The organism is Paenibacillus cremeus (assembly GCF_007786445.1).
GTDB classification, from domain to species: domain Bacteria; phylum Bacillota; class Bacilli; order Paenibacillales; family NBRC-103111; genus Paenibacillus_G; species Paenibacillus_G cremeus.
On the sequence record NZ_VNJI01000029.1, the window covers coordinates 1 to 25,843 of the forward strand.

Genomic DNA, 25,843 nt, shown 5'->3' on the forward strand with positions numbered 1-25,843 from the left:
CGAGGAACTTGTGAAAAACGTTCAGGCTTACACGCGAGGATTTTGGAAAGGGCTCTTCACCTGCTATGACGCGCCTCACGTCCCTCGTACAAACAATGATCACGAGCGCTTTTTTCGTCAAACCAAGACCAAACATCGCCGAATGACAGGCCGACGCAGTTGGAACGATTACATTCTCCGCAGTGGTGAGTTTGTTGTGCTGGTTGACGATGCACTAAAGCAAAGCAACATAGTCGAACGTCTTCAAAAAGTAGATTATCTCACGTTCAATCAAGAAAGAAAGAGATGGACTGAACGTCTGCTGGACGGAACAAAGCGGCGGAGGTTTCGAAGGAACCCTCACAGCTACCTAAAAAACATCGAAAACAAAGTCAGTGAGTTAATTGGTCAGCCGTAGAAAAAAAAGACGCCGCCCAGGGGACTTCTACAAGTCCATGGAAGGCGCCTTAAGGGATTAGGACCGCTGCTTGGTGCGGAACGTCCCTGGAGTCATTTTGGTATACCGCTGAAAAATCCGGTTTAAGTTGCGTTCCGAGTAACCCACCGCCTCGGCAACTTCACTGATGCTCTGGTTTGTCTCCGAAAGCAGCCTTGTGGCTTCGGTCATCTTGCATTCGACTACATATTCCAGGAAGTTGATGCCGGTTTCTTTTTTGAACAGCCGGCTTAAATAAGATGGACTCATCCCGACGAGGTCGGCACATTGTACGAGGGATACGTCCTTGCTGCAGTTTTCTTTAATGTACTTGCATACCTTTTTGACGGCGGATAAACCCGATTCGCTGCGGTAATTGTCCGCCAACCATTGATAGAGCGGAAAGACAACTTCCACAAACCAATGGTAGATTTCCTTGTAGGTTTGCTTTGCTTGCAGCTGACCAAACAGGTTGTGCTCAAGAATATCCAGAAGATTAACGCCCTGCTTTTCCAAATTATCAACAATGGAAAAAAGCAGCATGTAATAGCTTTGATAGATAAAGCTATATGAAGGTGAAATACTTAAGCTTTCAACAAACTCACTTAAATATTGCGCAGCAGCATCATACTCACCCCTCTCCAGCGACTCCAGAATGGCGCGTTCACTGATTTTGGGGTAATGAAAGGCCGACTGCTTTTTGGTTAGCTCCAGATCCTCGATAAACAGTACCGGGACTGTATCTTTAAAAATCCGGTACTGCATGGCAATCTCGGCTTCTTTATAGGAAACCGGTACATCATCGATATGGGAGTAAAATCTTCCCACGCCGACGAACACATCCATCGACAAATGGTGTTTAAGGGAAGTACATACGGAATGTGCGTACCTCATCGTCATCTTCAGCATCGTCGCCTGATCAGTGTCTTGCTGAAACTGTAGCAGAGCGGCACCCTTTCCCTGGTACGGAATCACATAGCCCTGGACACTTTCATTTTCTTGAAGCAGCTCACCCATGACATTGGAGATCACAAAAGCGATGATCCCTTTTTCCTCAGGGCGGAACCGCTTATCCTTAGTAATATTGTCGGCGTCCACAATGAGCACAACGTTCGTCGAGTTGACCGAAATACCGAAGGCTTCGCAGTCTCTCAGAAGGGGCTCCCGGCGAATGTATTCCCCCAAAAGCAGCTGCTGGAGACAACGCTCGATCAAGGTCGGTTGAATTTTCGTCATGACCTGATCTAGCTTCTCCGATTCGTTATCCAAAAAGTCCAGGCACTCCTTGATATATTCAAATTCGTTTTCTTTCGATTGAACTCGCCCGACTCTCAGCGCCTTGCTGTGCTTCATCAACTGCTCTATCGGATTGTAAGCTCTCTTCGAATTAAAGTAAGTAAGGATAACCCCAAACAGGATAAAAAAGAATAAAACTAGGAGCGTCACACCGCGGATCCAGTTGAGCTGACCCGCCATAACTTCCTCCGAAACAACGGTGACATAGATCCGACCGAATACGTTTTTGCTGTACAAATATTGAGCGGATGCTCCGTTTACACCTTTACCGATGAAGCTATCCGCGTTTTGCTCGGCTTTCAGAATAGTATCTAAACCCGGCAGGCTTGCTAATTGATTGATGATTTCCTGTCCGGAGTCCTGCCTTAGGGATAATTTGCGATAGTTAATGATCACCAGATGCTGCTCTAAAGGCAAGATATACGAATCTGCCTCCATAAACTTACTGAACGAAGACGTGTCGATCTCAAACGCGAGAACTCCTTTTGCCCCCTCCGCCCCCGTATTGGGTATTACTCGGGCAAAGGTAATATAACCGTCCTTCTGGGCGCTTGGCATATAAGCCCACTTCGAAATTTCGCCGTCGGCTATAATGCGGTCTATATCCTCACGATAGCGGTATTCATCCTTGGCGATTACCCCGTAGCGATTGGACAGCACGGTATTCTCAGAGCTGCTGTAAAAATAAATCTCATCGATGAAGCTGTTACTGTTCTTGACGAGCGCGATTTTATCCAAAAAATCGGTGTGCCAGATCATGCTGTTACCGGAGTCCTGACGAGGGCTCACCTTCGACAGGATTGGGTCCACGGACAGCTTTAAAGATTCCTGTTCGATCCCCTGCAGCATATGCTCCGAACGGTCCCTCATGAGAAGAAGTGATGATTGGCCTTCGCTCGTGATCTGCTCCTTCACCCGGTTCATTGAAAGTTGATAATATACGGCACCTGCTAGAATCACCGGAATGCAGACAGAGATGCAACCCCACCAAATCAGCCTGTATAAGTATTTCCCCTGACTGCTGCGTACGCCTACTGAAGTTGATGGTCGAAATCGACTTGCAATCCAATTAAGCATGGTGTCCCCCGTGACGGTTTGGATTTTGTAACTTCTTTTATTCGCCCCGTGGCACGAGGATTCCTTCTGCCAATCTGATTCAATTATTTTCCAGATTCACAATGGACGAAAATGAAAGTGGGAGTTCGGACGAGTCCGAACCCCATTTAGAAGATTGAATGAATCGAAATGATTACTTACCGAAATACTGCTTGTAGCTTTGCGCGTATTCCTGGTACGCTTTCTTGAAATCGGGGTTAGCATTCAGTTTCTCTACGTATGCTTTGTATTCCTCCATAGAGATTTGGCCTACGATCGCCTTGGCTACATTGGCCTGCCAATCCTTCTCAAATTTCGGCCATGCCGCCGTCCACGTGTCCGAATTGATGATGGAGAACGGATTCAGCTTGCCGACTTTTCCGTACACCTCGACATCCTTTATTTTGGCATCGTTGTAGGCTTTAGGCGCCGAAGGATTGAGCACCTTCATTTTGTTGTTAAAGGCCATGGAGAATACTTGGTTGGCGTTGGTTGTCACCTGCTTCACGCCCAGATCGGTGAGCTGCGGCTGACCGTCCACCACCTTGTGGTGAACACCTTCGATACCGTAGTAGTTGAAATCCGTGTATTCCGTAGTTGTCGTTTTTTCGAAATAGTCGAGAATTTGCCGAACCTTAGCTTCTGGTACCTTCTTCGAGATGTAGAAAGCGCCAAAGGTCGGGTTAGCCAGACTTACAGCAACACCGTTCGGACCTTTGAGCGGCGGAAGCGTAATGACTTTCGCATCAGGCTGTGTTTTCTTGTTGTCCTGCTCCCAGGTATAATCTCGCCATATATTACGGACATAAGAGGCCGCGCGGCCGGTTGCAAACATTTCTTCCGCTTGTGTCTTCTTAACAGCCGTAAATTCCTTCGCCAGAACGCCGTCAGCATACAACTTGCGGAACCAGGCTACCATTTCCGTATAATTAGGTGTCAGAAAGTTACGGATCAAGCCGCCATCTTTATCATAGACTGGGTCCAATCCGCCAAAAGCCGCTTGGAACGTTTCGTCCCCATCCGCCACAAGGAATCCGTGACCTAGCAACCCTACGGTGTCGTTTTTTCCATTGCCGTCCGGATCGCCGTTTACAATCTTCTTCAGCGCTTCGGCATATTCATCCAACGTTGTCGGAACTGGAATTTTCAGCTTATCCAGCCAGTCCTTGCGCATCTTGATCCCAAGGTCGATTTGCGGACGATTGCGCGGCAAGCCGTAAACCTTTCCGTCAAGCTTCATGTAGTTCCATACGTTTGGACCGCTGTTATTTTTCAGGTTGGGATATTTGCTGAAATCGCCGAGGAACGGCGTTAAATCCCAAAACGCCCCTTGTTTGATGGCGCTCAGAAGCGTCGGACGCGTGATGTTTGAAGAAACGATGATTTCAGGCAGGTTGCCGGAAGCCAGCACCAGATCGAATTTGGTGTCATAATCGCCGGACGGCACCCATTCGACATCTAGCTTCGTATTCGTCCGCTTCTGCCACTCGGTCCAGTACTCGTCATTCATATTCGGAACATCAGCATACGAAGGAACCAGAAATTGCATTTTTAGCGGTTCGGCTGAGGCCGCGGCTCCGCCGGCTTCCGTTTTTTTGGTCGCTTCTCCTCCACCCGCACAACCAGCAATTAGTCCCACGGACACCAGAGTGGACAATACCAGATTAAAGCGCTTACTAACTACCATTTTAACCCTCCTCGATTGTCTGTTCAGTGTGATCGCTTACATTTCGTACTATAGCGTCCGAACCGGCGGCCTGTTAGTGACAGTTCTTGTACAAACGCGGGCTGCCAGTTCAAATCGCAATATATGTCCGTTCCGGATATGATCTGTCCAACGCTTAATTTTGCTGATGTCTTAGGGACTTTTTAATATCGGGCAGTCACCATTTTTTTACGCGTATAAAATTCCACCCCATCCCGGCCATTGGCATGAAGATCGCCGTAGAACGACTTTTTGTATCCGGAGAAAGGGAAAAAGGCCATTGGGGCCGGTACGCCGACGTTGATTCCAAGCATGCCCGCATCAATTTCCTCACGGAACTGACGGACTGCCTTAGCACTATCCGTATAGAGACAAGCACCGTTTGCAAATTCGGATCGATTCGTAATTGCGATCGCTTCCTTCAAGCTTTCCGCCCGGACGATGCTTAAAACTGGAGCGAAAATCTCGTCCTTCCAGATTTTCATCTCCGTACCGACACGGTCAAATATTGTCGGTCCGAGGAAATAACCGTCCATCTGTGCCGCCGGGGCTTGTCTGCCGTCCAAAAGAAGCTGGGCGCCCTCGCGCACCCCTGTTTCGATGTAATCGATCGTCCTCTCTTTATGGACGGAGCGAATAACCGGACCGAGAAACACCTCGCTGTCCATACCATTGCCGATTTTGATTTGAGCGGCAGCGCTTTTCAGCTTTTCGATGAGCGGCTCTGCTGCCTCGCCAACGGCAATTACAACAGAGCACGCCATGCACCGTTCACCGGCCGAACCGAAGGCGGCTCCAATAATATTGCTGACGGCCAGATCCAGGTCGGCATCCGGCAGGACGATGCTGTGATTTTTGGCACCGGCCAATGCCTGTACCCGCTTTCCGTGTGCCGCAGCGTTCTTGTAAACGTATTCCGCAACCGGCTGGGAGCCGACGAACGAAATCGCACGAATCTCCGGATGCTCCAGAATGGAGTTCACGACCTCGCGGGAGCCATGAACGATATTAAACACACCGTCCGGGAGTCCGGCGGCCTGCAATAATTCGGCTAGTCTGCCGGCGAGCAGCGGCGTTCGTTCCGACGGTTTCAAAATAAATGTGTTGCCGCAGGCGATCGCAAGCGGAAACATCCAGCAGGGAACCATCATCGGGAAGTTAAAGGGCGAGATGCCGGCCACAACGCCAAGCGGATACCGGTACATGCCCGATTCCAGTCCGGTGGCGATGTCCGGCAGTTGGGCGCCCATCATTAGTGTCGGTGCGCCGGCGGCGAACTCCACGCACTCGATGCCCCGCTGCACTTCCCCGTAAGCCTCGGTGTAGCTTTTGCCGTTCTCTTCCGTGATCAGCGCCGCAAGCTCCTCCCAGTGCTCGACAAGCAGCTGCTGATACTTAAATAAAATCCTCGCCCGTTTAGGCACCGCCATCGCGCTCCACTCGGGAAACGCCAGCCGTGCGGCCGCAACGGCAGCTTCTACATCGCTTCTTACTGAGAGCGGAACCTGTGCGATCGCGGCACCTGTAGCCGGATTCGGCACAGTTTCAAATTCCGTTCCGGTTGAATTCGTCCACTGCCCGCCGATGAAATTACGAACTTTATGCACCGTCGTCATGCTTGTCCCCCTCCCTGGAAAACAATTACCTCATAATCCTCGACACTTGGTACAGTCACTTTCGCTTGGGTTCCGTTAAGGATAAGCGGTAACTCACGTCCGGTGGAGAGAGCCAAAACACGTTGCGGTACGAAGCCTTGATCGATCGGCAGCGTAATCTGCACGTCGCGTGCAGGGATAAGCTGTTGGAACATTCGCCGGCCCCCGTTGACGTTCACCAAGTGAACGACCCTGCGATCATCCTGTAATCTTAAAGTGGCCAGCAGCGTAGGCGGCGCTTCCACCTGAAGCGGCAAGCTGCCCCGTGTTGTCCATTTCACCGCATTTACCATCAACAGCGACCAATCCGGATAACCGATTCGGGTAAATGCAGCGTCCGGCTGCCCTGGAAAGTATACGACTCGGCCACCGGAGGCATGCTCTGAGGTTACCAGCATCGGATGCCCGGTATCTGGCTCAACCGTGTAGGACATCCCCTCGGGGAATACGCGGAACGCAGCTGATAGCGTTAAGGGTACCTCGGCCCCGGCGGCAGCATTAACCTGGCAGAACTGGTCGGAGGCCGGGATTACGCTGGTGTCGCCCAGCTGTTCAAGCAGCGGATGCTCCGCGTTTTGAACATTGGAATACGCTTGCTTGTATACCCCGTTGCTTTCCCCCATAACGGAGGCAGTATCACCATAGGAGGCTTGAAACAGGTCAGCCAGCAGGAATTCGTCCCTCTTCCGCCCACCCGTATCGTACAGCGAGGTTTCGAAGGTGGCGATCAAGCTGCCTCCCCGCTCCACAAATTCTCGAAGCGAAGCAGCCGTTGCCTCGGACATGCAGGCGGCCGTCGGCAAAATAATGGTCCGGTATTGATCCAACGCTCCCCTTTTCACCACTGCGTCCGAAATGATATCGAACGGAATATGGTGATCGGTCAATGCAAGCTCAAAGCCCCGGATCGCGTCCACATACCCCTTTGGGTTTTCCCGCCCGTAATAGAACAGCGTGTCCTGAGAGTAGAGAATCGCAACATTAGCGCCCGAACGGTCGCCTTCATAGTAGTCCTGATTACGCTCTACGAACTCGTAAAGCGACTTGACCGCCGGAAATCCCCGCTTGTCCTGATGCCCCTGGATCGGTCCACCCGACAAATTCAGTATCGCATTCCCGCCGTTTGCATAAATCTGTGCCATATAAACCTTTTGTTCTTTAGGCGGCACTCCGTTTCTGCGCCACGGCCATGCCTGAAAATAAGAAGCAAGCACCCACGTCTGGTGGTTACTGACCGTATTCAAATAATTAGCCTCTTCTGCAGGCCAAAGCAAGAAATCCCAATGCGTACGATCGCCATCCACGCGAACGCGGGTTTGCGCTTCGACCTGTACCGCATCGATATATTCCGCCATACGCTCGATATCCAACGCGCCCTTGGTCGTCCAGCCAGTTTCCCCGAAGCAGACGCTATTGCACATGACGGGCATATTCGGATCCAATGACTTGACCAATTCGTACAAAAACTTGGAGCGCTCGACAACGCGCTGCTGGCGCCAACGCTGGAACGTGCCCCAGTTTGGATCCTGCCAGTCGTCCTTGGTCGGGACCTCGTTACCGGAGTATTCGTGGTAGGAAGCCTTGCAGCGTTCGCAATGACAAATACCGTTCCCATATGACGAGAAGCCGTAGCTCCCGCCGCCGAACTTGATGCCGTCCAGCTCGTATCGGCTGACGATTTCCCGCAATATCTCGGCTAAATATTCGTTTTGGTACCCGCTTAACGGACAAGCAATGTAAAAATCACCTAGATCTTCATTCGCCTTATATGGCTTGCCCTTCTCATCACGGGAGCACCACTCCGGATGCGCCGCAGCCGCATTCCCCGGAATCAAACTCAGGTCCATCGCCGCCACGGCGCGGATATCGTAAGCGCGAACCGCCTTTACGATGTCGGCGGTTAAATCGCGGCCTTGGAGATATGGGCTCACTCGGATAGATAAAGAGGTTGGGTGCACCGTCACATACCCGGCACAAAAAAATGAGAGCACGTTCACCTTCAGGTCGTGCAAATCTTTTGCCAAACGTTCCACATCGAACTCACGGCAATCGATATCCCGGATCGTCAGATGGACTCCCCGGCTTCGTTTAGTTAACCAATCCGCATTCGCCATAATCATCCTCCGTATTTCGTTTTAATGATTCCTACATGATTATAAAGTTCGGAGGATTACGCATGTTAGCGACAGATCTTGTGAATGATTGGCCTGTAAGGGGGGATAACAAGAACTGTCCTATTTCGTAATGATATGTCTTACTATCGATCCCACTTAACGGACAAGTTTCAACATAAATAAATAGAAAACGGAGCCCGCAAACCCGCGCAGCTCCATTTATGTTATTCCGCTGCCGTGAGGCCAGAGGAAAAAGGTTTATTCGATTATTTGTTAAATTTTACAAAATTTAGCGCAAAAAGATTTAGCAAACCCTTTGCAGCCAGATCGTATTGCTCTTTATCTTCCCAAGTAATCCGTGGATGCAGTACGTTAGTTGGAACACCCAATACCTTATCTGGGATCAAAAGCCCGAAGACCGGCTCGGCTATGAAATTAGCTTGCTCTATTGATCCATCCAAGCAAGCAGAGACCATCGCCCGAGTTAAGGACAATTCGATCCGTTTTCCTTTTCCGTACGGACCACCGGTCCAACCTGTATTGACTAGATATACTCTCACATTGTGCTCTTCTATTTTCCTGCCTAATTCTTTAGCATACACGGAAGGATGAAGCGGTAAAAAAGGGGCGCCAAAGCAAGCGGAAAAAGTAGCCTCCGGCTCCGTAACCCCTCGTTCCGTACCGGCCAATTTAGAAGTATATCCATTTAAAAAGTGATACATCGCTTGTTCTTTTGTCAGCTTTGAAAGCGGCGGAAGCACACCAAAAGCATCTGCAGTCAAAAAAATGATTACATTTGGATGTCCTGCTTTCCCAGGAATCAACGCATTGGGAATCATTTCAATCGGATAAGCAGCACGGGTATTTTCAGTAATACGAGTGTTGCCATAATCAGCAATAAAGGTATTTGGATGCAGAACAACATTTTCTAAAACTGTGCCTTCCTGAATGGCGTTCCAAATTTGCGGTTCTTTTTCTTCGGTAAGGTAAGCGCACTTAGCGTAGCACCCACCTTCAAAGTTAAACACCCCTTGTTCGGACCAGCCGTGTTCATCGTCCCCGATTAATTTCCGGTTAGGATCCGTCGAAAGCGTTGTTTTACCCGTTCCAGATAAACCAAAAAAAAGAGCCACATCTCCTTGTTCACCTACATTAGCCGAACAATGCATTGGAACGACATTTCTAGAAGGCAGTAAATAATTTAAAACACTAAAGATCGATTTTTTCATTTCTCCAGCATATTCTGTGCCGCCGATTAAAACTAGCCGTTTTTCAAAGGAAATACAGATGAACGTTTCCGAATTCGTACCATCGCAAACTGGATCCGCTTTCAAACCCGGAAGAGCAATGACCGTAAAATCCGCTTTATGCTCCAATAATTTTTCGTCGGAAGGTCGAATGAATAATTGATGGACAAACAAATTGTGCCATGCATACTCGTTTATAATCCGAATAGGCATACGGAAGTTTTCATCCGCACCGGCGAAGCCGTCAAATATGAATAATTCTTTTTCGGCCATATAGTCCAAAGCTTTCCTATAAAGACGCTTAAATTGATTTTCAGAAATCGGCTGATTGATTGTTCCCCAATCGATTTGATCCTTAATAGATCCTTCATTGACTATGAACTTATCTTTTGGGGAACGTCCGGTATATTTGCCTGTAAATACCTGAAGGGCTTTTGTGGAGGCCAGCACCCCTTCCTCTCGTTCTAGTGCGAACTTTATAAGTTCACTTACGGATAAGTTAAAATGCTTTACTCCAATGGTTAGGACGTCCATTTTTTCATTCATTTGCTTGTCCTCCTCCCATTTGGTAATTTCTAAGTTAGATAGAGGTTTCAACAGTTTCGGACGCCAATTCGTGTTTCTTCTCCCGGTTGATGAATTTACCAACGATTACGACCATTAAAGCCAATACTAGCGGGAAGAAGTAATGGATATATGAAGACATTTTCTCAAATAATTCACCAATGGCTTGGTCTTTTAATATCATTTCCCCGGCCGTGTATCCTAGCACCCCAGCACCTATGATAACAATGATGGGAAATCGGTTCATAAGACGCATTAATAGTTGGCTTCCCCAAATGATAAGCGGGATACTAATGATAAGTCCCAATCCAATAAGAAGGAAATTCCCGCCGGCAGCGCCAGCTACAGCCAGCACGTTATCCAGACTCATAATTAAGTCGGCAAAAATGATGGTCTTGATAGCCTCTCCTATGTGGATACTTGAATGTACATGATCTGCATTATCGTTATCTTTTAGAAGTTTGATTGAGATGTACAGAAGTAAAATGCCACCTGCTACCTGCACAAATGGAATTTGCAACAGCCAAACCGCTATAAACGTCAGTATGACCCTCAAGCCTACAGCTCCGAAGCTCCCCCAAAATATAGCTTTCTTTTGTTGATCCGCCTGTAAGTTGCGGCACGCTAAAGCTATCACTACAGCGTTATCACCGCTTAATACGATGTTAATGAGTATAATCTTCAATAAGCCTAAAAGTATTTCACTTCCCACTTTACTTACCCCTTCACAGCTAATGTTCACATTTGTAATTTGGACACTGCTTCGATTAGCCTGCTAAAACGGACTGTTTAACCCATACCGCCGGCCGACATTCTCCAGTTCTTGCACAACCTTTTCGGTAAAAGGAATCCCTCTCCGCTCTCTCTCTGCAGCCTGTGCAAATTCAAGCTCTCCGGGTAGATAAATTCTTTCGAAGCCCTCCGCTAGAGGAATTTGCCGTATTTCCCGTATCATTTGATCGACACGGCTTTTAAACTCTTGCAGAGGCTCAAACAAATCGGCCCGCATGACAAAAAAGAACTGCCCTACATTTTGATTTCGGTCTAAATCATTGTACAAACTGCCAATATGTGGGCCAAACGCAGCGCCAGTAAGCAGACCGGAGACCACGTCAACCAGAAACGCGAGTCCATATCCCTTAGGTCCTCCTACAGGGAGAACCAAGCCGCCATCCAATGCTTCATTTGGATCCGTTGTAGACTTTCCTTCTTTGGTTATAGCCCAACCGAGAGGAATCTGTTGATTGTTTTTACGTGCCAACGTGATTTTTCCTCGGGCAACTACGCTCGTCGCCATATCAAAAATAATATCTTGTTCCTCTCCCGCAGGTATGCCGTAAGAGAAAGGATTTGTGCCGAAATAACCCTTCTTCCCGCCCCAAGGAGCCATGCTTGAAGGAGCGTTGGTTGTAGCAATGGCGATACAATCGTTTTGTGCGGCATAATGAGTATAATCTGCCAGCATACCGCAATGACTGGAATTTTTAATTCCCACTACGGCTAATCCCGTCTCCTTTGCCTTATTTACAGCTATTTCGATCCCCTTAGTTGCTAGGATAATGCCTAATCCACCGCTTCCATCAATCAGCATGCTCGAAGCCGATTCTTTTTGTGCCTTCACAACGGTGGGTCCCTCTATGCCAAGGTCCAGCCTTTTCGTGTAAATATCAACCCTGTTAATACCGTGAGAGTCGACACCACGCAGGTTGGCCAATACAAGATGCCTTGATATGATCGATGATTGTTCTTTATCCAATCCAGCCGCTTGAAAAATATCGCAAACATATTGCTCGAGAGTTTCTTTAGCAATCCGAATTTCTTCTGCCATTCTACTTCTTCCCTTCTTCAAACCGAATCGATTAACTTAAACTTCAGCCCGTGCTTCTTAAACACCGCAGCCATCGCCGCTCTAGCTTCCACTTCATCAGGTCCATGAACGTGCAGTTCTTGTTCTGCAGAATCGGATATTGTGCTGTAAAGCCCCAAAAGACTTTTCGCATCTATAAATTTGTTTTGATATTTCAAAACGATGGAAGACTTGAATTTATTTGCTTCCTGCACGATTCTTACTACGGTTTCAGTATGGTTCATACACATGGCCTCCATTCTGTTAATCCCCCAAGGTAAGCGTTTGCAACCTGAACATAAATTGTAGTAATGCAAAGCTAAACCTTCCCAAGATTCTGTAGTAAATATAAGGAGCTAGGCAAAATGAACTGATACTAAGGCCCATTTTCCTAACCCCTTCAATATTGCTTGATGATAGATAATTCTTCGCTGGCTGAGACTCGTATAACAAGCCATTTTCATGAGCATACTAGCCTTTTTACATTTCAACATCCTCTGTAATGATCCGCTTATTTCTTACCGCTGATACTATGCTGAAAATGAATGAAATGATCGCAAGCGATAGAATGGTACCGGAAATCGGCCGGGTAAAGAAGCCCAGGAAGCTGCCTTCGAAAATCGTTAATGATTGTAATAAAGTTTTTTCCAAAAGAGAGCCCAATACGAACGTCAATATAATCGGAGCCAACGGAATTTCCGCTTTTTTAAACAAATAGCCTAAGATTCCGAATACCAGCATAGCCCCTACATCAAACATACTGTTATTCAAGCTATAAGTCCCGACAATCGTAATGATAATGATAATGGGAAACAGCAGCTTATAAGGAACCATAGTAATTTTCGCCCATAAGTTGGCCATTGGCAGGTTCATAATCAGTAATATGGCGTTACCGATAAACATACTGGCTATGATTCCCCACACCAAGTCAGGATTTTTCTGAAATAAAGTCGGCCCCGGTGTAAGACCGTGCATGATAAAGGCCCCTAAAAGGACGGCAATGGTAGGAGAGCTTGGTATGCCTAATGTGAATAACGGAATAAGTGCACCACCGCAATAGGAATTGTTAGCGGTTTCCGGACCGGCGACCCCTTCCAACGCTCCCTTACCAAAACGGGAAGGATTTTTGGAAAGCTTTTTTTCCATCGTGTAGCTTAAAATGGTCGGAATTACGGAGTTTGTTCCTGGAATCAATCCGATAATGAAACCCAGAACGCTCCCCCGCCCGATGGCTTTCATAGAAGGTCCCCATTCTTCTTTTTTGGGCAGCAGCCCTTTAACCTTCGGGGGCTCCTCCGCCTTTCCTTTCAAGCTTGCTTCCGCAGTCAGAAATAATTCGGAAAGTCCAAACATCCCCATAGCGATCGAAATAAAATCGATGCCTTTCATCAGCTCTGTCTGCCCGAATCCGAATCGTACAATACCCGAGCTCTGATCAAGCCCGATAAATGCCAGGGATAATCCGAAAAGCGCTCCGATCACACCTTTAAGTAACGATTTTCCCATTAAGCCAAGCAGCAGTGACAAACCTAAAATAACTAAAGCAAAGAATTCTGGCGGACCAAATTTTAGTGCTTGCTTCGCTAAAAATGGACCGATGAGTACTAAGCCGACGATAGAAATAATTCCACCGATGAATGATCCGATTCCGGCGATCCCCAGTGCCGCTCCTGCCCTTCCCTGCTTAGCCAACGGATACCCGTCAAGACAGGTGATTAGGGAAGCAGCCTCCCCCGGCGTGTTAATTAACACAGAGGTAATCGTCCCCCCGTACATCGAGCCGTAGTAAATGCCCGACAGCATGATAATGGCTGAAACGGGCTCAAGAGCAAACGTCAATGGCAGCAGCAATGCCGTTCCGGCTGTCGGCCCGAGCCCAGGCAAAACACCGATAAACATGCCGAAAGTGACACCGACCAAGCAATATAGGAGGTTTTGCCAAGTGAGAGCCGTTTCAAAACCATGAAGTAAGTAGCCTAATGAATCCATAAACGTTGCTCCTCCTACCAACCTAATTCGTTAACCGGCAGTGGCACCTGCAGCATAACGCCGAAAACCCAAAAAATAATGAATGCGATCGAAGCGGATAAGCCTAAACTTAAATACCATTTATAGCCTCTCCAAAAAAGAATAAACAATGTGACTGTACTGCCGATCAAAAAACCTGTGAAAGGTACCAGCACCATAAAGAGCACCAATGAGCCCATACAAACAACTACGTTAATGAATCCTTCACCTTTTGGCAGCACGTTTGTTAAAAGGATGATTTCTTTTTTAAACGACATGACCAAATAAGCGACCGATAATACGAAAATGAGTCCGCTTACCCACAGCGGCAACAGTCCGGGACCCGGACCGTATTCGCTGTAATAATCCATGGATAAAGACTCCCAAAACATCACTCCGCTATAGATAAGAAAGAAAATCGCCATGTAAACGCCTAAATTTTTCACAAATAAAGCACTTCCTCATAGAAGTTAATTAAATACTTAGGACTTACCACCCGAGCAAGCTCTTAAGCTCGTTAACGCTGGCTTCTTCCTTCTGAAGCATTTTTTTGAAGTCTGCGCCTTTTGTTGTATCAATATTCAAGCCCATATCACTCATTTTTTTAACGTGATCCGGATTTTTCATCGCTTTTTCCAACGCTTCTTGCAGCTTTGCTACAATTTGCGGTTCCATGCCTTTCGGACCGGCAATACCGCGTATTGAATAATTTTCGATGTTTACACCGACCGCCTCTTTTAAAGTCGGCACATCCGGTAATTGAGGGACGCGATTCGGCATCATAACAGCAAGAACTTTTAATTGACCTTCCTTCATCGGATCAACCACTTCTCCGACTTTTGCAATCAGCACATCGACATGGCTTCCTAGCACACTCGTTAATGCTTCGGATGTTCCCCCGAATTGTACGGCTCTAAATTTGGTTCCCAGCTGTTTATTCATTTGCAGCGAAGCAAAATGGTTCCCGGACCCCACACCGTTACTGCTTGCGGAAAGCTCATTTTTCTTTGCATATTCGATTAAATCTTTAACATTTGAAAAGCGGTTGTCATTGGCACGAACTGCAATTACTCCTGCGTCAAGAACGTGATTGATGATAAAATCAAAGCTGTCCAGGTTCTCTTTACGCTTGGCCGTCGGATTTACATACCCTGTGATGAGACCCGGTGTATTCACATAAGCAAGCGTATAGCCATCCGGTTTGGCAGTCAGTAAGTCGGAGTAGCCAATCCAACCGCCGCCTCCCGGTTTGTTCTCAACTACAACCGGTACTCCCAGCTCTTTTTCTAAAATTGGAGTAAGAAGACGCGCTCCCAGGTCCGTCCCCCCTCCCGCAGCAAAGGAAACAATTAGCGTGATAGGCTTCTTAGGATAATCAAGCTTAGGTGCGCTAGCCTGATTGTTGGCTGAACCTGGAGCTGCTTCGCCGCCTTTTTTAGCAACCGGTGAGGTACACCCGACTAAGGTACCTATAGCTAAAACGCAAACCGCCGTAAAAGTGAATAATTTTCTTTTCATACTGAACCCCTCCCAATGATTATTTCCAAGATGGATTTTATGATTGCATTTCGCTAATGACTTCCAACCAATGCGCAGGCGTTTTACCTTGAAATTTTTCTTTAAAATTGAAGCTGGATAGAAGCTGCAGCTTTTCTTTAGAGGCCTGAGACATGACGGAATTGATGCTTGAAGATTCCAACATTTCAATAGATCCTTCTAATTCCACCGCTCTACGCAACGCATGAACGGATGTGCCCGTGACCAATCGATTCATCGTGCTGGCGAAGCTGGTGCCATCCATCGTTTCACTGATTGAATCGATGACAAGCTCCTCCACTTTATAATGGTGAGCTGCTTGCAGCATTTCCACCAATAGAGCGGCTATCCCTTTCATATAAATACTGCGAATGAGTTTTACCGCAGAGGCGTCACCCGGATTTTCGCTAACCTTACTAATTTCCATTCCATACGGGGACAGGAATTGAATAAACGTATCCGTACCATCGCCGCTTGCAAGAATAGGTACCTTATGCTTGTAAACCGGTAATGGCCCCATCATCGCAGCATCGACGAATCGACACCCCGTTTCTTTAACGTTCTCACTGATTTTATTTTTCACATCCGGGCTAGAGGCAGATACATCCACATATACGCAATCTTGCTTCAAATGCGGTTTTAATGCAGTACTAGCATCATAAGCTTTGTCCGCGGGTACCGCAACAATCAAGATATCCGCCCGAGCCAATACTTCCTCTGATTGTGACAACAATTCAACTTTAGCTTTTTGGGCCCTCTCCTGAACCAAGGCTCCAAACTTGGTATGGTTCCACATGGGATCAAATGCAGTGATCTGTTCTAATCCTTGCTGCTTAAGTCCGGAGGACATTTCAAACGCAGCTTCTCCAAAGCCGATAAAACCCAATCGCATGAGTAACGTTCCTTCCTCTTCTGATATTTCATGTTGCGTTTAGGTACAAAAAATAATTACAACCCGTATCGTTCCATAGCCTTTTTCAAAAACGCAGGCTCAATCTTGCCACTGCGGATGTCTTGCTTTCGTTTTTCCTCTTCATCTGCTTTGTTCTCGGCTAATGCTAGGACCTCTTCCACCATATTTCGCGGAATAACTACGACCCCGTCATCATCTCCCACAACCAGGTCTCCCGGCTGTACGGAAACGCCTCCGCATGAAATGGAAGTATGCAGCTTCCCGGGACCGTCCTTGTGCGGGCCGTTAGGATTGAAGCCCTTACAAAAAATCGGCAAATTCAATTCGATAAGTGCCTCTTTATCCCGTGTGGCTCCGTCTATGATTATCCCTTCAAGCCCTAACTTTTGCGCTGCTTCCGCCATTAACTCACCTAAGTAAGCGTTTGCAACATGGCCCTTTCCGTCAGCAACCAAAACATAACCCTTTTGGCCGACATTTATCGCTTTATGCAAAAATAGATTGTCTCCCGGCCTCAAATCCACCGTTAACGCCGTTCCAACAACCTTCATGCCAGTTGCAACAGGCTTGATCGAATAATCCATTGCCCCTGTCCGCCCCATCACGTCACAAAATAGAGAAGTGCTAAGACGTCTAGCTCTGATGATCCATTCTTCAGGCAGAAGTGGTTGCTGCATTCCAACATATAAACTGTTCACTTACATGACACCTCATTATTTTATGTAGTAATTATAACGACAATGAATTGTTATGTAATATTTATTACATCCACAAGTCGTATAATAACATTGATTTTTTTTCATGTAAACCCTTTTTTAAGAACAAAAAAAGGCCATTAGAAGGGAGCTCGCCTTTGTTAAAGCTTAGAGCTCTTTTTCTAATACCCTTGCCGGTACATGGTTAAGTTAAATGATAATTCGTTTCCCTTAGAATGGAATCAAGCTTATCCAGATGCTGCTTTGTTTTTTCTGGATAATTTATTGCTAGAGCGCTAATGATGTAGTCGGCCAGAAACATAGGCGCGATTATTGAATTGTGAAAAGCTACACTGCTTACGTTACAAGGCAAAATGATATCCGAGTACTTCGCTAATGGAGAGGAATAGCTATCTGTAAAAGATATTACTTGTGCGTTATTCCTTTTTGCAAGTTCGACAAACTCAGATACTTTTCTTGCATACCTTGGGAAACTGCATGCAATAACCAAATCTGATGAATCAAAAGTATGCACACGTTCCGCCCATTCGAAAAGATCGGCATGAGCTAAATCGCAATTACCTAACAACCTGTTAAGACCGTAAGCCAAGCATTGTGCGATAGGTAACCCGCTTCTAACTCCAGTACAATAAATTCGTTTTGCCGATACAATCATGTCCAACGTCTTTTGAAGCGTTTCACCGGATATCATTTGTACGGTTGACTGAATATTATTGACATGGTTTTCCGCACAGCGGATAAATAAATCGCTTCGATTTAAATCTTTTAAATTCGCTGCTAATCGCGTATTGGGATCTGCCTTATTACGTAGAAGTTCTTGCAAACCTTTTTGGAATTCCGAATACCCGGTATAACCTAAACTGAATGTCAGTCTCATGATCGTGGTAGTACTCGTTCCTACCAAGCCGGCTAATTGATCCACCGTTAAAAATGCAACATCGACCGGATTTTTAATGATATAATCTGCAACCTTACGCTGTGTTTCCGTCAATTCAGAAATCTTATTTTTTAACTGCAATATTGGGTTTTCCATCAAAACGACTCCACTTTAAATGAAATTTTCATTTCTTTTATTTCTTAATTAGAAATATATATTACCTGGCTATTAGCATTGTAACATTATTACTTTTGCAATAAAAGGACTTATTTAAATAGAAATACTTAAACCTTGGTAAGAAGTAATTAAATGTGATGTTTCATAAATAAATATAATATCGGAGCCGCGAACCCGCGATCATCCGCGTTTCAATCGATGGAAGCCGATCATCGTTTATGAAAAACTCATTGCTCGGCGTCGTTCTGACCAAGCTCTTATTGCCCTTGGAGAAAACCGCCCTTGCTCCATCTGCACGACGGCGCGTAACGCTCGCTCTGGCGTAACAGCCTGCATTATTTATATTAGGACATATAAAAAAGTCATTTGGAGTAGCTTTTTTGACTTTCTATGCTTGAATCAATGCTTTTCTGTCTGGTGCTTGAGGTATCTTCTCTAACCAATCTTTCTCAATCATTAGTTTTGCTCCATCATCTGCATACGCCCCTATTTCAGCCATCAATGCCCCATACATTGCCGACAGGTCTCTTCTCATACTTTGTGCCATTGCAAAACCGTAGTTTCCTAAACCAGATGCTATCAATGAAACTGTATGGTACATTAGCAACTTGTCTGAAAAAGGGGGTTCTTTAGAATCCATAATGTCCGTATCCCATGTCATTGGGGCAGGAATGTCGTCGTCTGTTAGTACCAAACTGAACTCTTTAACGTGTTTGGTGGCGATTTCCTTTCCCCTTATCATGAAATCACGTACAGCATCGTTTTGGGCGGTTTGGGCGAATCCAATCAATAGAGCCTTGCCCAGAGCATTGGTTTGAATGTTAAGATATAGGTGCGATATTTCCATTACGTTCAATGGTCTTTTATCACCAAACCATCCATTAAGAAAACTTTCCTTCTGAACAAATTCCGCCGATTCTGTACTGGGTACATGAGGAGGCTTAATATATACACCTTTTGAAAGCATTACTTTCGATGCCATGTTGGAAAGTGCTGTCGCATTGGTAACGCAATCAGTAAAGAACTTACATGTATCCTCCCTAGTCATGTGACCTAAGGCAATAGCATAATTCACTAGCCCAAGTTTTCCTAAGTTCTTTAGGTAAATGAGAAAAAATGTATCCGAATATAGGCGTGGAGCATTGACATTTACATCATCCATAGTGAATCCTTTGGGGATTGGGAAATTTTCGCCTTGCATTATCGCTTTTACGTCGACAAGATGTTTTTGGGATAGTCCAAGTGCATACTCAATAACTTCCTTGATTTGAGTATCTTCGACCTTGTTCAAAAAGTACGACAATACACATATAGCCATACTATCGGTCATGTAGCACGACCAAAGCTCGGCTATTTCAGCAGAGGTAAGCTTTATATTATGTTCAGTCTCCATGATAATTCCCTTCATGTAACCTTTTCTGTAAGTATCTGCATTTGAACAGCTTTTATGCGCAGGAATATCGGCGTTCAGCGTTGGGTAAGATTAAAATACTTTTTGCGTCTCTAAGTAATGAAAAGATGGTTGCAAAAATATTAGAATATAAAAATGAGCTTATGAATTCGCCTGATGAAATGAATTCCTTTAGAAATTATAGGGGATTTTATATTGTAAAGTCTTTAGGAGGAGGAACCGATGGACGAACTCCTGTCACAACAAAATAAGCAGGAAAAACAACATCAAATGATCAAACAATTTATCCAGAGAATGGAACAACTGGCTCAACAGACACAACTTGCTGCTCAACAAGTTAATGAACAAGTACAGCAAACGCAGCAATTGTTTCAACAAGCCATACAGTTAGCGCATAATAACTCCAAAAATCGGAATAGTCAATCGTTAGATGAAAACAATAAGCAAAAGCCTATGAATAATAATTTGGTTACAACAAACATTTCAAACTTGTGGCAATCGTACATAACCAACAGTCTCTACATTGGATTTAACGCCCACGCTTTACAAGTGATTGAAGATCAAAATATACGGAATTTGTATGAACGTGCAACGCAATATGCTCAAGATACGATTACACAGTTGGAAGGCATGTTTCACGAAATGGATTTTCCCATTCCGATTGGGTTCACAGAGGCTGATGTAAATCTTAAGGCACCTCGTTTATTCACTGATGAATTTCTGTTGTATTTTTTGCATACGATGACTGCTAACGGTATGGTTGGTTATGGGTTATCGCTGAGTACTTCCGTTGGAAAACAGGTGCGTGAGTTAAATAAAAATGGCTATAATCATTCCATAGAACTTTACGAAAAAAGCCTTGAGTTAATGCTGTCGTTGAAGCTATTTGATAATTTCCCACAAGTTCCAATACCAACAACGCCTGAATTTGTTCATGAACAAGGTTTTATTTTAAATTTTACGAAAGACCAAAAGCGTCCGCTCGACATTCTTGAAATATCTAGTCTTTTTGCTAATTTAAAAACAGTAATCATGCATAAAGCAATTGCAATTGCTTTTAGCCAAGTGGCAAATTTGAAGGAAGTACGAATGGTCTTGAGAGAGAACGTTGAAACGCTAGAGAAAAGCATCGAGGAATTCGCAAGCCTTTTGCATAATGATTTTCTTACTTCCCTCCGATTGTGGGATACCAATATTACCAATTCAAATATTCCACCGTACTCAGATCGCTTGATGCTCACGCTTATTGCAGCATTGATTTCACTTTCGGTTTCCAATTTCGGGTCGTCTTTGGGAGTTAGCACTCGGATAGATTTAGCACCAATGTATGCTACTGCCATTTCTTAAGTGTTGCAAAAGTTTTAATTCGAAATGGTTGGCTTCAACAACCGCCGCTGGCGGCAGACCGCAGAGTTTTAGCAAAAACATGATGCTAAAACGGAAAAGTCTAAACACTCCCACCCCCTATTTCAGAGGATCGGGCAGCAAAACGGAGCAATCCGGCATAAACCGAAAGACGGCTCGGTCGCAAAGGATGCGAACACGAGCCGTCTTTTTGCAATTGTTTCACGGAATCAAAATCGGCGCTCACGGCTGAATTAGGCAGATTTTCGCCCCGCTTTTTTTGTTTTAGCTCTCTGGTAGTTCAATTTTTAATTATTTGTATATGATATCTTCTCTCAATGTGTTAACTTTGTTTGCAACTTGGTCGATATCCGACTCATCCACACCAAAGTGCTTCAGGGCTTCTCCCAAATGATGAACAATAGCATCATAATGGACCGGTTGATGATTCATTCCGGTGTGGACTTTTGCCATACTTCCACCCGAATACTGATTTGGACCTCCTAATGCAAAACTAATAAATTTCGTTTGATGCTTTCGTTGCTTTTCCATATCCGTGTTTTAAAAAAAATGATTGACTGTGTCATCTGCCAAAACAAATTCATAAAAATAGTCCACTACTTTCGCGATTGGATCTTCTCCACCGAATTTTTCAAATAACGTTTTTGTAGTTTCCATCATAATTTTTCCTTTTTATAGTGAGCGCATAATCACCATTAAAATCCGGGTATTATAAAGAGAAAAGGATATATATTATGATCGGTCTTATTATCGCAATTATCGTTTTTAATTTTATTGCCTTTACAACCAATAAGAGGCTGACAGCAAACCAAATTATTCATATTTGGACATTTACATCGATTTTTCAAGGTACATTCGATTCATTCGTTGATTATAAATTTCATGCTTACTGGTATTTTACCAAAGACATTGACTGGCAGGCTGTGCCTGCGCATCTTGTATTGCTTCCTCCCGTTAACATGATGTTTCTAAATTGGTATCCGTTTAAAAGTGCATTAAGAGTACAAACATTCTACTTTGTTTATTGGGTCATAGGTACCGCCATATATGAGTTAATTGCGTTGCTGCCCGCACCTTGGGGATATTTTCACTACGGGTCGTGGAAATTGTGGTATTCAGTACTAATAAATCCTATCCTACTGTTAATCTTGTTAGGGTATTATAAATGGATAGTTAAAATAGAAAAAGAATTATGATAGCTCAATCATAACGAAACGGCAGCCGGTCAAATGACCAGCTGCCGCTTTCAATTTAAGTAATGGGAGGATAATCGCCGCAACACTTTTTTTACTTGCATATGTAGCTCATTTCCTTAAAAGAAGGGTTTGTTCTTTGATTTTCTTAATCGCATCTGTAGTTATCTTCAATACAATTTGCATTACTTTTGGCTATCATGACTGATGTATTTTTGGATTTAAGGTACGATTGATATGGCTACTTTGAAAAAGGAGTAGATACCTTAGGGGTCATACCTATCTTCGGACTTTACCCTGCAATTAATACCATTTATTTGAATGTATTTCCTTTTACAAAGGGAAAAATCCGGAAAATATTATATATGTTGCTGGTTCGTATTTGCACTCATTTATGAATGCAGTTTGGATAATCGTCTTTTCTGCCATCGAGTACGTTTTTTTCCTAACCGACCGCATGGATTATTTTAACGGATGGAACACGGTATGGAGTGTGATTTTCTACATCATCATGTATCCTATGCTTTATATAGTTGTAGACCGTGAAATTAAAGTATTAGACTAATGATAGCGATATCTAACCTGTTTTCGAACCCTCGCTCTCCAGGTCGGGGGTTCGATCGCGTTGTGTCAGGACGCCGAGGCCTGTGGGCGCGCAAAACAAATATTTGCTGGTCCGCCATCGATGTCCGGCCAAGGAGTGGTAGGCGTCTCGCACTAAAGTGAAGCGAGTACGCGTTTGATGATCGCCTTAACGAACTGTTCGTCGATCGGTTCGCGTGAGAACCAGCGGCGGTAGAAGAGTGGCCCCAGCAGGGCTGCGACGATAGTTGACACGTCGGTGTATGCTGACAGCTCGCCTCTGCCTATCGCGCGCTGAAGGACCTCTCGCAGGGGGGCGGCGTGTCCACGCTGAATCCTACTGTGGATTTCTGCGAACTCCGGATTGCGCTCGGCGGTGTCGATGATTGACGGCAGGACGAAGGACCAATTCGCCGTCGGTAGCAGGTGCGCGATTTCCACCAGGATAGCCGTGACGTCACCTTCGAGTGAGCCGGTGTCGGGCGTTTCCTGCTCGGCAATCATCCGTGAACAGGCGTCGATCACCAGTGCTTCGCGCGTTGGCCAGTGGCGGTAGATGGTCGTCTTTGCGACCCCAGAACGTCGCGCCACCTCGTCGACGGAGAAGCTAGCCACACCGCCTTCGCTGAGTAGTTCAAACGCAGTGGTCAGGACGGCATGTCGTGAACGCTCGACGCGTCTATTCAAATTGGCCGACGGCACACGTTCAGATTTATTAGACGTAGTCACCATCTTCCCTCCAACATCAAATTACTTAAACTTGGTTTCGTTGCCTTAAAATAAAAGTCTTTCACATTATACCATGGGAGGGTCCTTGGCGCCGGGGATTTCGGCTTGCCATTTATAGCACTCCTTGGTTGTGCTTCAATGAGGCAACGAAGCATTTTCAGAGCACCATATTTGTTAGTCATACGGTCACTTGTATTCTCCAGATCAATATGATAAGATACGCTACGGTATCGTATCGTTAATTTATTGAAAGGATGATGTCTCGTGAATTTCGCTTCTGTACGCATAATTACTGACGACTTGGATCGACTCGTCGTGTTCTATGAGAAAGTCACAGGTGTTTTGGCGAAGCGCCCCGCGCCTGTCTTCGCTGAGTTCGTTCTGCCATCGTGTACCCTGGCGATCGGCCACTCCCAGACGGTGCAACTGTTCGGCGCTGGTTCCGCGCGCGCGGCCGACAACCACACCGTCATCATCGAATTTCGCGTCCACGACGTTGATGCCGAGTACGCGCGCTTGAAGCCGCTTGTCGACGATTGGGTACAGGAACCAAACACGATGCCATGGGGGAACCGCTCTGCCCTGTTTCGCGACCCAGACGGAAACCTCGTCAACCTCTTCGCTCCGGTTACCGAGGAAGCGCTCGAGCGGTTCAGCGGCAGACCTTGACGGACAGCGTTCCTACGCTAAGAGTAATGGAGTTCGCGACTGAAACTCTCCTGCCCGCTGCGCAACGTGTCCACATTGGTAGTATTCTCGGGTCGGGAGCGGCGGTTGCAGAAGCTCTCGGGAACGTTAGTTGAATGTCAACAGCGGCAGGTCTAAGACTTTATTTTCTAGTCTTGGTCCGTCGCTGTTTCTTTTAACGGATCAAAGTCGAATTGGTGAGCTAGAAAGAGGTCCTGAAACCTTCGGCGGGTACCTCAGAAAGTTCCTTAGGAATGTTATCGCCAATAAAAAGCACTCTTTTACGAATGCACAGATACGGCCTCAAAAACATGACTTGGAATAATTATTTTGCCCTTTCGCGAAATTTATTGATTTTTATATTTCTAATAAAAATCAATCTTTTTTGCGGGTTTTCTTCTCTTAATTTTAATACTAGTTTAGTTACCCAATAACCCATAGTTGATACTCCAAAATCGATGAGAAATAGGTAAAAGTAATTCATACCTTTACGCAACATTAAGAGTCCTACATACTCAGACATTCCTCCAAAACCAAGTGCAAAAACTGCTCCTAATAAAAATGAGTAAATATAAAAATTTCTATTGTTGTTCGTACAATACTGGTATAAAAGAAGATAAGTGACAGGAATCATGGATGCTGTCATGGAAAGCCCGAGCGGTAACTTTGGCGTAAGCGTGTACGGATGGACAAGATAATTGAGTTCTTCCAGGATTATATCGATGTAAGTCCAAAGCAGATGAACTGTGTAGCCGAAGAAGAGTACTTCGAATATCCTTTTCCGATCCACGGTGTAATAAAGGACTATAAGAGGACTAATCAAGAATATGACATTCGACCAGAACTGCCAAGTTCCCAAATGGGAATAATGATTCCAAAATGACGTTAATAATTGATTTAGCTCCTCTCTCTTTTCAAATATCTGATTCCAATCCTTACTTTTAGACATACAATCCCCCCCCCACAAATAAACTTTTCCTTATTATGCCTATTGGTGGAATTAAATATTATTGGGACGGATGCTTTTTTAACTAGGCTGAATATGAAGCCCAAAACTCCCATACACCCCTTCTATTCAGATACTTCGATCTCGCTAATCGCCAAATCAAGCTCTTTCATCTGACCTTGGATCGCTGCTGGATGTTCTCGAATTCGAGTGTGATCCATCATGATAAGGAGGGTGGTACGCCTTACTTCCAACCGCTTAACGAATTCCTCAATCTTACCTCTCCGATACGAACATGGGGGTGTCATCCCAATCCCGATTTTGACAAGAAACTCCGACAGGATGAAGTAAACGTAAACATAATTACAGATAGGGTGATGCCTGTGGTGCTGCAAAGGGGACGTTGTAACTTCTCTTCGTCATTGAGCGATTGGGCAGTTTAACTCGGCAGGTTAATGAATAAAATTTACATGAAGTATAAATTTATCCATTTATTGAGGCAAAAACTATGTGTGATCAATTACATGACATTGAACAAATGCTGCACATTTAGAATTAAATAGATGGAAGGCAAGGCGACTCGCCTGCCCCTCTGTATTTGATTATGTTTGTCGCCGGACAATTGCATCAATAACTAGTGCTAATACCATCGGTAATTCCGTCATTTGGCGCCACCTTTCACACAACCTTGTTATTCGCAAGCAAACCCACGAAAAAAAGAAGCCGGGGCACCCTAAAATTCCCGACTTCCTATGCGATTGCTTCTC

The 25,843-nt window shown here is 45.3% G+C and carries 21 protein-coding genes and 1 pseudogene; 4 read left to right on the forward strand and 18 right to left on the reverse strand.

Annotation, left to right across the window (positions count from 1 at the left end; genetic code table 11):
• Positions 1-397: hypothetical protein (locus tag FPZ49_RS36435; protein ID WP_222429939.1), on the forward strand; the 397-nt coding region annotated here is incomplete at its 5' end.
• Between the two features lie 57 nt (positions 398-454).
• Here FPZ49_RS36435 and FPZ49_RS20945 read toward each other — a convergent pair.
• The 15 genes from FPZ49_RS20945 to FPZ49_RS21015 form a co-directional block, all read right to left on the reverse strand.
• On the reverse strand, positions 455-2,788 hold the full coding sequence (locus FPZ49_RS20945) for a helix-turn-helix domain-containing protein (protein WP_144850587.1): 2,334 nt from the start codon (positions 2,786-2,788) through the stop codon (positions 455-457).
• Positions 2,789-2,960: 172 nt separating this feature from the next.
• A complete protein-coding gene (locus FPZ49_RS20950) occupies positions 2,961-4,493 on the reverse strand; it encodes an extracellular solute-binding protein (protein WP_144850589.1) in 1,533 nt (510 codons plus the stop codon).
• A 182-nt stretch (positions 4,494-4,675) separates the two neighbouring features.
• Positions 4,676-6,127, reverse strand: coding sequence for a CoA-acylating methylmalonate-semialdehyde dehydrogenase (locus tag FPZ49_RS20955; RefSeq protein ID WP_144850591.1), 1,452 nt, complete (start codon positions 6,125-6,127; stop codon positions 4,676-4,678).
• Positions 6,124-8,280, reverse strand: a complete 2,157-nt coding sequence (locus tag FPZ49_RS20960) for a beta-galactosidase trimerization domain-containing protein (RefSeq protein ID WP_186445973.1) — start codon at positions 8,278-8,280, stop codon at positions 6,124-6,126. The genes FPZ49_RS20955 and FPZ49_RS20960 overlap by 4 nt, the downstream gene beginning before the upstream one ends.
• 266 nt (positions 8,281-8,546) lie before the next feature.
• Complete coding sequence (gene pckA, locus FPZ49_RS20965; RefSeq protein ID WP_261381520.1) at positions 8,547-10,100, reverse strand: phosphoenolpyruvate carboxykinase (ATP); 1,554 nt, start codon at positions 10,098-10,100, stop codon at positions 8,547-8,549.
• A 7-nt stretch (positions 10,101-10,107) separates the two neighbouring features.
• Positions 10,108-10,803, reverse strand: a complete 696-nt coding sequence (locus tag FPZ49_RS20970; protein ID WP_144850597.1) for a TerC family protein — start codon at positions 10,801-10,803, stop codon at positions 10,108-10,110.
• Positions 10,804-10,866: 63 nt separating this feature from the next.
• Positions 10,867-11,919 carry an Ldh family oxidoreductase gene (locus tag FPZ49_RS20975; RefSeq protein ID WP_144850599.1) on the reverse strand — a complete coding sequence of 351 codons (1,053 nt, stop codon included), beginning with the start codon at positions 11,917-11,919 and terminating at the stop codon, positions 10,867-10,869.
• Between the two features lie 17 nt (positions 11,920-11,936).
• Entirely contained in the window at positions 11,937-12,182 is a 246-nt protein-coding gene (locus FPZ49_RS20980; RefSeq protein WP_144850600.1) for an HPr family phosphocarrier protein, read from the reverse strand.
• A 235-nt stretch (positions 12,183-12,417) separates the two neighbouring features.
• Complete coding sequence (locus FPZ49_RS20985) at positions 12,418-13,926, reverse strand: tripartite tricarboxylate transporter permease (RefSeq protein WP_144850603.1); 1,509 nt, start codon at positions 13,924-13,926, stop codon at positions 12,418-12,420.
• Positions 13,927-13,940: 14 nt separating this feature from the next.
• Positions 13,941-14,369: a tripartite tricarboxylate transporter TctB family protein gene (locus tag FPZ49_RS20990; RefSeq protein WP_261381521.1), complete on the reverse strand. Its 429-nt coding sequence runs from the start codon at positions 14,367-14,369 to the stop codon at positions 13,941-13,943.
• 64 nt (positions 14,370-14,433) lie between these two features.
• Positions 14,434-15,462, reverse strand: coding sequence for a tripartite tricarboxylate transporter substrate binding protein (locus FPZ49_RS20995; protein ID WP_144850607.1), 1,029 nt, complete (start codon positions 15,460-15,462; stop codon positions 14,434-14,436).
• Positions 15,463-15,499: 37 nt separating this feature from the next.
• The gene (locus FPZ49_RS21000) at positions 15,500-16,372 is read right to left on the reverse strand and encodes an NAD(P)-dependent oxidoreductase (RefSeq protein WP_144850609.1); all 873 of its coding nucleotides are present in this window, start codon (positions 16,370-16,372) and stop codon (positions 15,500-15,502) included.
• Positions 16,373-16,428: 56 nt separating this feature from the next.
• Positions 16,429-17,070 (reverse strand): RraA family protein, encoded by a 642-nt coding sequence (locus FPZ49_RS21005; protein ID WP_144850715.1) that lies wholly within the window; start codon positions 17,068-17,070, stop codon positions 16,429-16,431.
• 223 nt (positions 17,071-17,293) lie between these two features.
• Complete coding sequence (locus tag FPZ49_RS21010) at positions 17,294-18,142, reverse strand: MurR/RpiR family transcriptional regulator (RefSeq protein WP_144850611.1); 849 nt, start codon at positions 18,140-18,142, stop codon at positions 17,294-17,296.
• A gap of 409 nt (positions 18,143-18,551) precedes the next feature.
• Complete coding sequence (locus FPZ49_RS21015) at positions 18,552-19,556, reverse strand: DUF3231 family protein (RefSeq protein WP_144850613.1); 1,005 nt, start codon at positions 19,554-19,556, stop codon at positions 18,552-18,554.
• Between the two features lie 240 nt (positions 19,557-19,796).
• On the opposite strand from FPZ49_RS21015, the gene FPZ49_RS21020 reads away from it, so the two are divergent.
• Positions 19,797-20,921 carry a DUF3231 family protein gene (locus FPZ49_RS21020; protein ID WP_144850615.1) on the forward strand — a complete coding sequence of 375 codons (1,125 nt, stop codon included), beginning with the start codon at positions 19,797-19,799 and terminating at the stop codon, positions 20,919-20,921.
• 309 nt (positions 20,922-21,230) lie between these two features.
• On the opposite strand, the pseudogene FPZ49_RS21025 reads toward FPZ49_RS21020, so the two are convergent.
• Positions 21,231-21,596 (reverse strand): annotated as a pseudogene (locus FPZ49_RS21025) (group I truncated hemoglobin).
• Positions 21,597-21,673: 77 nt separating this feature from the next.
• On the opposite strand from FPZ49_RS21025, the gene FPZ49_RS21030 reads away from it, so the two are divergent.
• On the forward strand, positions 21,674-22,135 hold the full coding sequence (locus FPZ49_RS21030; RefSeq protein ID WP_144850617.1) for a hypothetical protein: 462 nt from the start codon (positions 21,674-21,676) through the stop codon (positions 22,133-22,135).
• Positions 22,136-22,849: 714 nt separating this feature from the next.
• On the opposite strand, the gene FPZ49_RS21035 is transcribed toward FPZ49_RS21030, so the two are convergent.
• Positions 22,850-23,446 carry a TetR/AcrR family transcriptional regulator gene (locus FPZ49_RS21035; protein ID WP_144850619.1) on the reverse strand — a complete coding sequence of 199 codons (597 nt, stop codon included), beginning with the start codon at positions 23,444-23,446 and terminating at the stop codon, positions 22,850-22,852.
• A gap of 261 nt (positions 23,447-23,707) precedes the next feature.
• Between FPZ49_RS21035 and FPZ49_RS21040 the strand changes: the two genes are divergently transcribed.
• Positions 23,708-24,112: a VOC family protein gene (locus FPZ49_RS21040; RefSeq protein WP_144850621.1), complete on the forward strand. Its 405-nt coding sequence runs from the start codon at positions 23,708-23,710 to the stop codon at positions 24,110-24,112.
• A 343-nt stretch (positions 24,113-24,455) separates the two neighbouring features.
• Here the strand turns inward: FPZ49_RS21040 and FPZ49_RS21045 are convergent, their stop codons facing one another.
• On the reverse strand, positions 24,456-25,079 hold the full coding sequence (locus FPZ49_RS21045) for a CBO0543 family protein (RefSeq protein WP_186445975.1): 624 nt from the start codon (positions 25,077-25,079) through the stop codon (positions 24,456-24,458).
• Positions 25,080-25,843 lie beyond the last annotated feature (764 nt).